The organism is Acinetobacter haemolyticus CIP 64.3 = MTCC 9819 (genome assembly GCF_000369065.1).
GTDB lineage: Bacteria > Pseudomonadota > Gammaproteobacteria > Pseudomonadales > Moraxellaceae > Acinetobacter > Acinetobacter haemolyticus.
Genome location: NZ_KB849801.1, coordinates 77,365 through 91,064, shown reverse-complemented (window position 1 = coordinate 91,064; position 13,700 = coordinate 77,365). Strand labels below are relative to the sequence as shown.

General features: G+C 40.0%; 12 protein-coding genes and 1 pseudogene. 2 read left to right on the top strand and 11 right to left on the bottom strand.

The genetic code is table 11. The annotated features are described in order from the left end of the window. Positions 1-106 precede the first annotated feature (106 nt). Together F927_RS05995 and nadS are read left to right on the top strand one after the other, a co-directional pair. A complete protein-coding gene (locus F927_RS05995) occupies positions 107-427 on the top strand; it encodes a type II toxin-antitoxin system RelE/ParE family toxin (RefSeq protein WP_005082539.1) in 321 nt (106 codons plus the stop codon). Continuing rightward, the gene (nadS, locus tag F927_RS05990) at positions 420-692 is read left to right on the top strand and encodes a NadS family protein (RefSeq protein WP_005082538.1); all 273 of its coding nucleotides are present in this window, start codon (positions 420-422) and stop codon (positions 690-692) included. The genes F927_RS05995 and nadS overlap by 8 nt, the downstream gene beginning before the upstream one ends. A gap of 212 nt (positions 693-904) precedes the next feature. Here nadS and F927_RS05985 read toward each other — a convergent pair. From F927_RS05985 to pcaH, 11 genes and pseudogenes are all read right to left on the bottom strand, one after another. Further along, a protein-coding gene (locus tag F927_RS05985; protein ID WP_100223926.1) for an IS3 family transposase occupies positions 905-2,070 on the bottom strand; the annotation gives its coding sequence in 2 pieces (ribosomal slippage) (positions 905-1,812 and positions 1,812-2,070; 1,167 coding nt in all). 138 nt (positions 2,071-2,208) lie between these two features. Then, positions 2,209-3,504, bottom strand: coding sequence for an OprD family outer membrane porin (locus tag F927_RS05975; RefSeq protein ID WP_005082536.1), 1,296 nt, complete (start codon positions 3,502-3,504; stop codon positions 2,209-2,211). Between the two features lie 184 nt (positions 3,505-3,688). After that, positions 3,689-5,065 (bottom strand): nucleobase:cation symporter-2 family protein, encoded by a 1,377-nt coding sequence (locus F927_RS05970; RefSeq protein ID WP_005082535.1) that lies wholly within the window; start codon positions 5,063-5,065, stop codon positions 3,689-3,691. 47 nt (positions 5,066-5,112) lie between these two features. Beyond that, positions 5,113-5,448 carry a hydroxyisourate hydrolase gene (gene uraH, locus F927_RS05965; RefSeq protein WP_005082534.1) on the bottom strand — a complete coding sequence of 112 codons (336 nt, stop codon included), beginning with the start codon at positions 5,446-5,448 and terminating at the stop codon, positions 5,113-5,115. Next, positions 5,448-5,948, bottom strand: coding sequence for a 2-oxo-4-hydroxy-4-carboxy-5-ureidoimidazoline decarboxylase (gene uraD, locus F927_RS05960; protein ID WP_005082533.1), 501 nt, complete (start codon positions 5,946-5,948; stop codon positions 5,448-5,450). Before uraD ends, uraH begins: the two co-directional genes overlap by 1 nt. Positions 5,949-6,103: 155 nt before the next feature. Beyond that, positions 6,104-8,527: a glucose/quinate/shikimate family membrane-bound PQQ-dependent dehydrogenase gene (locus F927_RS05955; protein ID WP_005082532.1), complete on the bottom strand. Its 2,424-nt coding sequence runs from the start codon at positions 8,525-8,527 to the stop codon at positions 6,104-6,106. 16 nt (positions 8,528-8,543) lie between these two features. Beyond that, positions 8,544-9,872: a carbohydrate porin gene (locus tag F927_RS05950; RefSeq protein ID WP_005082531.1), complete on the bottom strand. Its 1,329-nt coding sequence runs from the start codon at positions 9,870-9,872 to the stop codon at positions 8,544-8,546. 60 nt (positions 9,873-9,932) lie between these two features. After that, positions 9,933-11,393, bottom strand: a complete 1,461-nt coding sequence (locus F927_RS05945) for a right-handed parallel beta-helix repeat-containing protein (RefSeq protein ID WP_005082528.1) — start codon at positions 11,391-11,393, stop codon at positions 9,933-9,935. A gap of 18 nt (positions 11,394-11,411) precedes the next feature. Continuing rightward, positions 11,412-12,246 (bottom strand): annotated as a pseudogene (gene aroD / locus F927_RS05940) (type I 3-dehydroquinate dehydratase). 83 nt (positions 12,247-12,329) lie between these two features. Next, positions 12,330-12,959 carry a protocatechuate 3,4-dioxygenase subunit alpha gene (gene pcaG / locus F927_RS05935; RefSeq protein ID WP_005082524.1) on the bottom strand — a complete coding sequence of 210 codons (630 nt, stop codon included), beginning with the start codon at positions 12,957-12,959 and terminating at the stop codon, positions 12,330-12,332. Positions 12,960-12,971: 12 nt separating this feature from the next. After that, positions 12,972-13,697, bottom strand: a complete 726-nt coding sequence (pcaH, locus tag F927_RS05930) for a protocatechuate 3,4-dioxygenase subunit beta (protein ID WP_005082522.1) — start codon at positions 13,695-13,697, stop codon at positions 12,972-12,974. Positions 13,698-13,700: the final 3 nt, after the last annotated feature.

Here is a 13,700-nt window from a genome sequence, read left to right as displayed (position 1 = left end):
AATAGCTTATGAGAATCTTTAGCTATTGATCATTACCAACTTAGTAACTAGCTTTTTTTCACGATATTCACTACAATAAAAAATACGCCATTGACGTACCTACGCCATGCTATTTATTGAAACCAGTATTTTTACCAAACAAATCAAAGAGCTTATCTCTGATGATGAATATAGAGAACTCCAACAAGAACTTTTGGTTCAGCCAGATAAGGGAGATCTCATTAAAAATGGTGGTGGAATTCGTAAAGTACGTTGTACCCAAGGCAGTAAAGGAAAAAGTGGTGGCATTCGAGTAATTTATTACTGGATCACTAAAGATGATCAAATATTTATGCTATTGGCTTACCCTAAATCTGTTAAAGAAAACCTAACTGATAAAGAGACCGCTATCCTATGTCAACTTGTGAAGGAGCAATTTCATGGATAATAACTTATTTGATGACCTCGTTGCTTCGATCAAAGAAGCAGGAGCTATTAAACGTAATGAAGTTAAAGCAAGTCGAGTGACCGAGCTGACTCTTCCTGATATTAAAGAAGTTCGTGAGAAAACAGGCTTGAGCCAAACAGAATTTGCTGCACGTTTGCATATTAGCCCTCGTACACTTCAGAACTGGGAACAAGGCAGACGCTATCCAACAGGGCCAGCAGCAACCCTGATTCGCATTCTAGATGCACATCCGAGCCTGATTTAAATTGTTACTAGCCCAAACCCGATCTGACAGTTATCCATTTTTTCATGTGCCTATCAGGTCAAATTTGGGCTAGTACACCTTATACGAAGTTAAGCTATCGAAAACCAAAACTTTCTAATTCAGCAGGATTGAAGGTTTCATCAAACATATGGTGATCCCGCTTGGCTGTTTGATGTGTGCTGAATTAGCAGGAGACTTTCACTTGGGAGATTCTAGGCAGCTAACCGATAAAAGTCTTCTGCCATTTGATTTGGTGTCTTAAAATCCAAGCCTTTTTGAATTCTTCGCTGATTATAAAATAACTCTATATATTTTGTAATATCCGCTTTGGCTTCTTCCCTTGTTTTGTAGTTGCGATGATGGACTAGTTCATTTTTGAGTATGCCCCAGAAACTCTCTATCGGTGCATTATCGAAGCAGTCGCCTTTTTTGCTCATTGAACCCTGAAAATCAAATTTCTCAAGTAAGTTTCGATATTCATTACTGCAATATTGGCTGCCTCTGTCTGAATGTACAATGAGATCTTTAGCAGGTTTCTGATTGCGAATAGCCATATTCAATGCATCACAAACAAGCTTGGCTGTCATGCGCTCATTTAAGCTATAGCCAACAACCTGTTTCGTGTAAAGATCTTTGACAGCTGCCAAGTACAACCAGCCCTCAGCCGTCCAAATGTAGGTAATGTCACTCGACCACGCAAGATTAGGCTTCGTCATTGAAAACTGTTGCTTGAGTAAATTGTCATAAATAGAACGGTTGTGATCACTGTCCGTGGTTCTTTTGAAACGCTTATGGCGCTTACAATACAACTGATTTGATTTTTTTATTTGGCGCACAGCATACATACTTATTTTGATACTTTGCGCTTGTAAATGCTTGGTTAATCGAACATAGCCATAGCTTTGTTTGGTTTCTTCATGGGCTATTTTGACCAAAATTGTCTGCTGATTTCGCTGAATTGATCTTTTACTCATGCCTCGCTTTAGCCAATCATAAAAGCGAGAAACGGATACACGAAGTAATCGAGCCATTAAAATAATCGGAAATAAGTGGCTTTGCGATTTCATATAGGCGTACCTCACTGACTTTCTTTGGCAAAGTACGCTGCTGCCTTTTTTAAAAATTCACGTTCCATTTCAGCTGTTTTGAGCTGTTGTTTAAGCTTCTTATTTTCTTCGAGTAAGGCGTTTAGATCGGGCGAATACTGTTTTGTGCCTGCTAAAGTTCCAGCCTTTGCTTTGTTATTCCAGTTCGAAAGGGTTTGCATTGAAATGCCAAGTTGTCTAGCGGATTCCGATACATTACCTTGGTTCTCTTCAATGGCTTTTATGGCTTCAGCTTTAAATTCTGCGGTGTAAGTCTTCTGTTTCTTGCTCATGGTAAACTCCTAATGAGTATGTATAGTTTACCAAGTTAAACCCTCCTGTTTTTTAAGCACACATCAGTTTTAAGTACGGAAAGCATATTAAAAAACAGGTTTCACAAAGCTGAAATAGGCAATTGGGATAAGCAGACTTTAAAACTTATAGCTCAATGTAAATCGATTTTGTAAAAAGTCTTTTTCATAACGTGGTGAAGTTTGGATACCAAAGAAGTTACTCACACTAAATCCTTTTAAAGCGCCTGTAAAATTATAAATTCCAAAAACCATATACTCAGACTGATTACGACTCGCAACATGATCGGCCTCTTTCAAATCCATAAAAGAATATCGAGCACCCGCAATCACTTGATCTGTGAGCTTTCCTTCCAAGGACGTCATAAAAGCATTCCCTGCACCTAGATCCTGAGTACTGGTAAAAAATGGTTGTGCGAAAATTTCACCTGAAGAAGTTTTAGTAGCGTATGGCGTTAATAAAGCACCATTTAGATAACTTTCGCTATCTGGTTTGATATAGTTATAGGCCACTTTCAAAGTTGCTTTTGGCAAAACTTTAAACGCCGCCTGAACCCCAAAAATTTGGCTATCTACCTCTCCAGCTAAAGCTTTACCTTGATCTTTACCCGAAATATATTGCATAGAAAACTCTGGCGAATAATTCAATTTTGGCAAAGACAAATCTGCTTGGGTATAAATCAAACGCGTGTAATCATCATAGTCTTGATACCAAAATTGGGCTTTAAGCTTCTTATCTTCGGCGATATCAAAACTCTTACCAGCACCAACTGACCACACACCATCTGATTGAGTATTAGGATTTTGACGTGTGGTTTTGCTAAATTCATCATCAGCATAACTTTTAAATTTATTGACTTTGGTTAAGCGTATAAAGTCAGTGTTATTTCCCACTTGGAGATCCGCAGCTTGATACAAAGCCATTAAAATACGCCGATCTGCATAATCCCCCATAAATGGTAAATTAAGACGCTGATTACCGATTGTCACTCGTGCGAAATCATTTTTCCAAGTCACATAGGCTTCTGCTAAACCATCACGATCTTCTTTTAACTCAAATACTTCATCATTTTTATTTTTTTCATCTAAACGACGTTGCAGATCATAGCCAATGGCTGCTTGTACGCCGTAAAATGGCGCTGTTTCATATTTAATATAACCTCCAATAGCAACTGTATCTTGATTAAGATTATTGACAAAATAACCATTATTCAAAGAATAATAAGCTGTTTTAACTGCACCATGTATCGCTCCACAAGTCAGCATTTCCTGTATGGATTTAACTGAATTATCTTGCACTTTACAGTCCTGCCCTAAATTAAACAGCCCATTTAAGCTCGTATCTGCTGCCCAAACCTGATTCATGCTCCCCATTGCGATGAGCAGAGTTACAGATTTCAAAGTAAAATTCTTCATAATGTTCCCCTAAAGATTCATTTAAAAATCAACTCAATTCATTTTTAAGTTGTCAAAGCCCCAACCTTTGATTTTTTCAAATCAAAAGCTCCCCTAGACCTATTCGAAAATGAATAAGTAATTTTTTAATGGTTGATGTTTAAAACGTATGGTGGATTTGGAAAATCAAGCCACCTCAATACGATTATGAGTGGCCAGAATTAACAGGTAATGTGGTTGTTTCCACAGACTTCTTGGTGAAAGGTAAATGATTAAATAAAATATTGAGCAAAATGGCAGTGATACATGCTGAGCTAATTCCAGAATGTAATAACGTACCTACCCATTTGGGAAATTGAGCATAAAATTCATGGTTTGCAATTGGAATCATACCGATTGCCAATGAGGTTGCGACAATAATCAGATTTTTATGATCGTTATAATCTACTTTTGCCAATGTACGGATGCCACTTGCAGCCACGGTGCCAAACAATACAATACCTGCCCCACCTAATACTGGCATTGGAATAGCAGCGACTAAACGCCCAACGATTGGTAATAGTCCAAGTACCACAAGAATCCCACCAGCGGTTGCCACCACAAAACGGCTTTTAATCCCTGTAATTGCAACTAACCCCACATTTTGTGCAAATGCGGTTTGCATAAACGAACCAAAAATTGGGGCAACTGCACTAGATAACATATCAGCGCGTAGACCGTCTCCAATTCGTTTAGAATCAACTTTGCTTCCAACAATTTCACCAATTGCAATAATGTCTGCTGTAGTTTCAGTCATAATGACTAAAGTTACGATCACCATAGAAAGAATGGCAGTAAATTCAAATACTGGCATGCCGAAATGGAAGATGTGAGGAAAAGCGAACACTGAACCGCTAGCAACTTTGGAAAAATCTGCAAAACCAGCCAATGAAGCGATAATCGTACCTAATACAATCGCCATTAAAATCGCCAGACGACGCATTAACTGACTTTTTAACATACTGAAAATAATGACAATCGCTAAAGTCATCGCAGCTAAACCAATATTTGCTGGATCGCCCCAATTTTCGGCTTTTGGATTGCCACCCATCATCCAACGAATCGCAACGGGCAGTAAAGAAATACCAATCATTGTAATTACACAGCCAGTCACCACTGGAGGGAAAAAACGAATAATTTTTGAAAAGAATGGTGCGAGTAATAAACCAATCAATGATGCAACAATGACTGCGCCAAATGCTGAAGCTAATCCTCCACCTGTGGTGACAATTGCCAAAATTGTTGCAACACCTGCAAAAGAGACTCCTTGAACAATCGGCAGTTTTGCACCGAAATGCTTAAAGCCCAAGGTTTGTAACATTGTTGCAATGCCTCCGACAAAGAGCGCAGCGGCAACCAACAAACCTATTTCCGAGGCTTCTAAACCTGCGGCAGCGCCAATAATGATGGGTGGTGCAATAATTCCACCATACATCGTCAGCACATGTTGCAGTCCATAAATGATGTTTTTATTCATTCCTAAATATTGATGTTCCGCTGAAACGGTTGCACGAGGTTCACTGTGCATTTTATCGTTGTGCATGGTGGCCTTTCCTCAATAAAAATTTATACTTTCTACATCGCGAGTCATTAACTACCGCGATAGGTGGAATAAGAAAATGGGCTGATCAATAAAGGCACGTGATAATGTTGTTGAATTTCGCTTACCTTAAAATCGATACATACTCTCGGATAAAAGCTTTCAACCTCCATAGATTGAAAGTAATCGGCAATGTTGAAAATGAGCTGATAATTACCTGGTGTAAATGAATCAATAGCGAATGCTTTAATACGACCATCCGCATCGGTTAATTGTTTATCCACCGATACATCACCTTGGGAAGTTTGCTTAAATAATTCAACGAAAACCCCCGCAGCAGGTTTACCCAATGAAGCATTTAGGATGTGTGTACTTATACCCGCCATTATTGAATCTCCTGCTTTAAACGAATTAACGTGATTTCACTGAGTTGTTGTTTGACTTCGAACTGCTCCAACTCAACTGAGTTTTCTAAACGTCGATTAAGTTCTGCGAGCATTTCAGCTCCTGAACGCCCTGCAGCACGGATTAAAAAAATATGACCAAATTTGTGTTCATAAGCTAAATTGCCCTGATACAGTGCTTGTTGAATCTCTTGATCTGCACCAAGCTGAGCCTGTTCTTTTTGTGAAAACTGCTGCTCTCTTTCCGATAAAGTCATGGCAGCTTTTTTTTCACCAATTCGTGGATGTTGTGCAAGCGCTTCTGATATTTCTGACCATTGCCATGTTTGAGCCTGTAAAGCAGCCGTTTGATATAACTCATCAACTGAACCAAAAGGCCGTTGCTGAATAATGCTCTGAATCCATGATTGAATATGAACGCATGATTTTAATGCTTCAAATACCTGCTCATTATTTAATGAATTGAATTGTTCCAAATCCATGTTTGCTCCAACTTGCACCAATGTCAGACTGGTCAGACCAGATCTATTTATATTAAGCAATGAATGTGCCAATTTAAGAATATAATGTTTGAATCGTAAAATAAAAAAAGCTGCAACAGTTAACCTATTGCAGCTTTTTAAAGATTGAATTGAACTTAATCTAGGCTATATGCAATCACATAATCACCATGATCAGGAGATTGTCGTGCACCGCCTGCTGTGATCATCACATACTGTTTACCATTTTTAGGTGAAACATAACTAATCGGCGTACCTTGGCTACCGACTGGTAAACGAGATTTCCATAACTCTTTCCCTGTTGATGAATCAAGCGCACGTAAATAATAGTCTTGAGTCGCAGCAAAGAATACTAAACCACCTTGGGTTGCCATTGGCCCCCCAATCGTTGGCATTCCAATTGGTGCTTTAAGCCCCATTTTGATGCCCATAGGTCCTGTATCTTCGACTGTTCCCATGGGTACTTGCCAAGCAATTTGACGTGTCCGCATATCAATGGCTGTCATTGTACCGTACGGTGGTTTTTGGCATGGGATATTGAATTTAGACCAGAAACGATCTTTATTTACTTTATAAGGTGTCCCTTTCATTGGAACGGCGCCCATTCCAGTGTTGACTTTCTCTCCACCACTTGCTTCAAGTGCCAAATCTTCAGGTGTTTGTTTAATCAACTGAATCCATAAACCCAGACGCATATCATTCACAAACATGTATTGATGACTTGGATCAAACGCGATACTTCCCCAATTCATCCCACCTAAAGAACCTGGGAAGCTAAGTGAAATATCTGTTCCTGGTGCTGTATATAAACCTTCGTAACGCATAGATTTAAAGCTAATACGACACATCAATTGATCAAATGGCGTTGCACCCCACATATCTGACTCAGTCAAAGTTTGATTGCCGATTTGTGGCATCTCTACTGAGCGCGGTTGCGTTGCACTATATTGTTCATCAGGAATATTGGCGGGTTTAACAGGTTGCTCAATCACTTTTGTTAAAGGTTTTCCTGTTAATCGATCAAGAACAAAGAACTGACCTGATTTTGTTCCAATCACCACCGCAGGCTGATTGGTTCCGTCCTTCATAGGGAAGTCAACAAGACTCGGTTGCATCGGTAAATCAAAATCCCATAAATCATTATGTACGGTTTGATAAACCCATTTTTCTTTACCCGTGGTTGCATCTAAAGCCAATACAGATGAGTTGTATTTATGATCGAGTGGTTGACGATTCCCGCCCCAGACATCAACAGATGAGCTACCCATTGGCAAAAATACGGTATTCATCTCAGGATCATAAGATAATGCAGCCCATGCGTTAGCAGAACTCCGCTTATATATTTCGCCTTCTTTGAGCATATAATTTGGATCAGGATTACGTGGATCAAATACCCAACGCAATTCACCTGTAATGACATCGTATGCACGGATTACCCCACCCGGCATGTCTGCTGCAAAGTTATCAGCAATACGACTACCTATAACTAAGACTGATCCTGCCACTGTTGGAGCTGAAGTGACTTGGAAACGCGGTGCTTTGGTGCCCTCACCTAGACCTTTGTGCAAATCAACCGTTCCATTCACACCAAAATCTTTACAACGCTCTCCCGTATCCGCATTGACAGCGATTAAACGCCCATCTGGTGTGTTGGTATAAACTCGACGTAAACATGCGGTATTATTTGCAACTGCTTTTACTGGTGTGGCCCCTGCTAGAGTTGGCTGTTGTAATGGCTGGGTTGTATCAAAATAAGCAACTCCACGACAACGCTCCCAAGCATCAGCTTTAGAGTTAACCTCTGCCTTCCAGATTTGTTTACCAGAATCTGCTTCTAAAGCAAAAATATTGTTATGTGGTGTACATAAAAAGACTTTATTTCCAACTTGCAATGGTGTCATTTGATCTTCTGCACCATTGCCCGAACCCGTTGTAAAATCACCTGTACGAAAGCGCCATGCTTCTTTTAACTGATGGACATTGTCACGGGTAATTTGATCTAAAGCTGCGAAACGGCTACCACCTTGATCTTGACCATAATGTTGCCAATTGGTTTGCTTCATATCTGTTTGAACAGGCACCAACGGTAATTGCTGTCCAGATGCAGTAACCGTTGGATGCGGCTGAAACATTTGATAAAAACCAAAGATCATACCCAATACAGTCAAACCACCCACTGCATAAGCTGGCGTAGCTGATGTCGGTTGAAACTGATAACGACGTATCGCAGGTAAAGTCAGCATGAGAGCTGCAAACAAACCTGCTGGGAACATTAGACGTGAAAATAACGGCCAAAACTCCCAACCTGCATCAATTAATGACCAAATAATCGTGCCGACAAAAACAAGACTAAATAACCAAACACCGAGGGCTTTTTTCTTAAAAATAAAAATCGCAGATGCTAGGGTGAATAGACCTGCAATCATGAAATACCATGAACCGCCGAGAGCAATCAGCTTTCCACCACCAATGGTGAAAAATAGCCCTGTAAGCAATAAGGCGAGACCTAAAATAAAACACCATATCTTTAATATGGTATGGCTATTGGTAGACTCTGACATGGGTCATACTCCTAAATTAGAAATTCACTCGCATGCTCAATCCAGCAACCCAAGCATCATCCACCTCTTTCACACCAGCAGGCTGATGGATATATTGTAGATTTGGTCGTAACATGACAGCTGGTGACCATTGATAGCTATAGTTCAATTCAACATTGAGCTCATCTCGTTGAACAGGAACATAATCTGCTGCGAATGCATCATATTGGTCGTAACCACGACTATGATTGATATCGATTTGACGATCTTTATAACGATCATTAACTAGATAGTTTGCAATACCCAAACCAATTGAATCATTTGGACGACTCTCAAATGGTCCTTTGTACCAAAGTGCAAATTGTTGCGTACTTCGAACTGCTGTTGTTTCTTTATCGTTTACCACGACATTAACACTGGCATATAAACCACGCTTTGGATCATCACCTTTTTGTATCAGCTGTTGTTGTGCATTGAGCCAGAAACTGTGTTTGCTATCGTGGACTTTATCTGCAATCGCGATGTCATTCGCTTCAGCAGTTGAATAAAGTGCCCCAATTTTGTATTCACCGGGCAAACCATTGAACACAGTCCATTGAGGTTTCCAAACCAGTTCAACAGGAATAGTTGCACCTTTAACATTGTCCATATCCAAGTTAAACCCATCACTGTTTTTATCGGTTTTAACGTTATCAGGATTAACTTCATAAACACCTACACCGAGCGTCCACTCAGGTGCAAATTGATATTTGACATTGGCACCCCATAGACCTACAGGTAAGTTGTACCAAATCGAGCCAATCGATTTACCAAGTTGACTACCGCATAGTAATAAATTTTGGAATTCACATTGAGAGCCATTAAAGTCTTCAGACATGCCCATACGACCGATTTTGAATTGGACTGAATTATCCGCAAAACCAGTTTTAATCCATGCTTGTGATAAACGCCAGATTTTGCCACGTCCATATATTTCTTGGCTATTTCCCAAAGCACTTGAACGTGGATCTTTAATACGATCTAAAGTTAAGGCATTACCATCTCGTTTAGTGATCAAGATATTGGCGGTCGTGTCTTTCCACCCTGCAATTTTTTCTAAGTCAAAATTTGCACCTAAAGATAATTGCGCTGCATTTTTAAAGGCATTGTCATCATTGTAGCCACCATCCAAATTGGTTGCTGATTGACTCATAATCGATGCGGTAAATTTATAACCCTCTTTTTCTAGTTGTTGGCGTTGTCCATTCCAATCACCTAATAACCATTGACGATCTTGTGACCATGGTTGATCTGCTAAAGCATGCTGTACAGATAAAATTGAAAATGTCAATAACGTCGTTTTAAATAAAAACAAATGCTGTTTCATCGATAAATTCCTTGTCTTTCTAATCTAAGTAGCACCTCAGGAAAGGTGCTACTTTTATTGTTATTTGACTCGCACGGCTGAACTCAGTTCAGAGGTGGCGCCTAAATGATCCGTCACATTGGCGGTTATGGAGGCAACTTGAGCAGTTGGTTTCCATGAAACTGTTGCTACACCTTGAGTATTGGTAACAGCAATCACTGAACCTAAATAGAACTCGGCTTCATTTGCACTTGCTATCGAGTTTCCAAAAAATTCGACTTGATAACGCTGATTTGGTTGTCCTTTTACCTCAACAACAAGCTGCCCTTTTGAGAGTGTAAGTTTTGGTGCTTGAATGGCTTGGTTCGGTTGTGGATTACAGCCTTGTTGATTTGGTTGCTGACAAGTTTTTTGTAAGTTTTCAGGATCAATCTTGACACCATGCCCACGAGAACCAACAAAATGTGCATGCTCTAAGCCCGGAATATCAAAAGTGATTGCACCTAAACGTTGGTTTGATTCACAGCTTCCGCCTGCTTCACAGCGTTTAATATCCTTTGAATTATTCCAAATTTGATTTTTTGTTAATGTAATACGTGCATTGGCATCTTTTTCAGAGCGAATCGCAATTCCAATACGATTACCATGAATTTTGTTGCTATCTAAAATATTACCATCACCCGTTAGGTTAAATCCTAATGAGTTATTGGTCAGTTCGTTATAGGCGATATAGTTACGTTTGCCCCAATTAATCTGTAAACCATCCGAATAATTTTCAAATTTATTCCCCACAACCGCATTGTCATTGCCCCAAAGAATTTCAATTCCTTGAGATGGCTCTGGATTTGCTGAAGTTGAAATAAAATGGTTATTCGCAACTAAATTAAATGCAGCACCACGTGTTAGCTCTAAGCCATCACCATTATCTTGGAAATAGTTATTGAGAACTTTGTTGTTATTGGTAGTGGTTGCAGTCGGATTGCCTTTTCCATCATCACCTGTCAGCATCACCCCTGCACCACCATAGTTGTGCATAATACGGTTGTGTTGAATCAGGTTGTTGCTGGCACGATTCATCAAAATACCAATACAGAAGTGACGGATTTCTAAACCTTGGATGGTCACACCATTGATGTCACGCAGCACAATTCCCGGTAAAGTGGTTGTACGTACATTGGTTCCAAACTGCCCTTCTACAGCGCCGGGACACGCTTCAACGCCACGACCTTTAATATAGTTTGAACCATCAATGACAATATGCTCGCCTGTTTTTGCCCATTGTGTACCAATGATTTTGACAGGTGCTTTAATTTCAGGAAGTGGGCTATTTACCTTGATTGCATACGGTGCTTGACCAACTGCTTGAATCAAAATTTCACTGGTTTCTGTCGGCTTGCTATTGGCTTGTTCAATCGCCCAACGCAGTGAACCTTTTTCAGTATCGTCCTGATAACGGTCTACGATGTAGGTTTCAGCTGCTGCCATACCAGATACTGCTAAACCGATTGCAAGCGTGCTTAAACGTAAAGAAATAACGTTCATTGTAAAAATCCTTTTCAATTATTCTGTTGGCTGAACTGTTTTTAACAACTGTTTCAGTTGGGTCACATCAATTTGACCGGGTGCTGATGCTTCACCAATCATGCCGAAGCTAAAACTCCCCCCCCATATTGGCTGTCGCAATTCTTGAAATGGTGCCGAGTTTGCCCATCGACATCGTCAGCAATGGTTTATTTGAAAGTTGACTAACTTTTAAAGTGGCATTCATCAAGGTAAAAACATCTTGTTTGTTTTGCGGCATCACTGCAATTTTTAAAATATCCGCACCAAGTTCATCTTGTTTCAATAAACGTTTAACGATCTCATCTTTGCTTGGCGTTTTCTTAAAATCATGATTCGACATCACGACCAGCACTTTTTTATCATGTGCCAATTGAACTGTATTTTTGACCACCTGCTGATCACGGAACATTTCAATATCCAGCATGTCCATAAAAGGCTGTTTTAAATAGGCTTGATAGGTCTTGCCATAATCAGCATCGCTAATAGTGAGTTGACCACCTTCGTTATGGGTACGAATGGTCGCGATTACTGGTTTATTACCTAATACCTTTTTTAATTCGTGTCCTAAAGCAATTACCTGTTTGGTATCAGCAGCAAAATCGAGCAGATCAATACGAAATTCTGCTAGATCTGCATCTTGATTGGCTGCAATCACTTTAGCTTGAGCAATTGCTTGTTCTTTAGTTTTTGCAGTAATCGGTACAATCGTTTTAACTGGTGACTTAGCAAGCTCAGCCAATTGAACTGGGCTATGAACATTTTCTTGTGCCTGTACCATTTGAACCGTAAATAAAGGGCTTATAAGCAGTGTTAATGCTGCCAGTGTTTTCATTTTCATCATCATCGTCCTTAATGGATTGCCTGTCTTTCCCAAGAGCAAGCAATCATTGGTTATTCACTTAAAATTTAAAAACTTTAAATATCAAAAAACACAGTTTCATCTTCGCCTTGAATACGAATGTCAAAGCGATACACCACTTCACCATCCACTTCTGTGCGTTTTGCAATTAAGGTTTGACGACGAGTCGCCCACTCAATGCTGTTTAGAATCGGATCATTGGCATTCGCTTCAACTTCATCATCAAAGTAAATACGAGTATGCAAACCGAGATTGATACCACGCGCAAATACAATGACCGCAATATGCGGCGCTTGTGTTGTGCCTTTACGACCTGCTACTGCACCCGGTTTAATGGTGTTGAAACTCCAGAAACCTGTTTCAAAGTTTGCACCCGTGCGTCCCCAACCTAAAAAGCTTGGATCAACGGCCTTGCCTTGCGTATCGGCTTGACTTGGGTAAACACCATTGGCATCGGCTTGCCAAATTTCCAACAACACGTCTCTTAATGGCAAACCTAGTCCGTCAAATACTTGTCCTTCAAGACGAATACGCTGACCTTGCGTTTTTTCACTCACCAACTGATTGTTAAAATTGTGTTCAAACACTTCGATATTGGCTTGCTGTGGTAACAAACCAATATGTACATAAGGACCACCTGTTTGTGATGGGGTTTCTTTCAATTCCTGAAAATTCCACGCGTTCATTGTGTTACTCCATTAAGTCAAATCATTTTCAAAATAAGTCGCACGACGACCACGAAGATGAATATCAAAGCGGTAACAACGGCTATCTGATTCAATGAAATTGTTTTTGTCTTCCAACGCAATTAAGGCACGACGTTGATCTTCAGATGGGATCGTTTTCAAAATTGGACAAGAGTCAATCAATGTATCGCCTTCAAAATAGAACTGCGAAATTAAACGTTGCGCCCAGCCATCCGCAATTAATGAGAAATGAATATGCGCTGGACGCCATTCATTGATACGGTTACGCCACGGATAAGGACCTGGTTTAATGGTACGGAAAATATAGAAACCATTTTCATCCGTTAATGTACGACCACAGCCACCAAAATTTGGATCCATCGCTCCAATAAACTTATCGTTCGGATGACGATAACGACCTGAAGCATTGGCCTGCCATACTTCTAATAAGGCATTTTTAACAGGGCGACCAAACTGATCACGCACATAACCATGCACAATAATTCGCTCACCTACAGGTAAACCCTCTTTGGCATAATTCAAAATCAAATCATTGTCTTTAGGACCAAAAAGATTCGGTGAAAAATGCGGTGAAGTGACTTCTGTCAAAGTTTCATTGATCGAGATCAACGCATTTTTTGGTGAGCGTAATACACTGGTTTTATAACCCGGTGTATATGCTGGTGGGTGATCATCTGTATTACGTTGCGGATACGCACCTAATGTATGATTTAACATGCC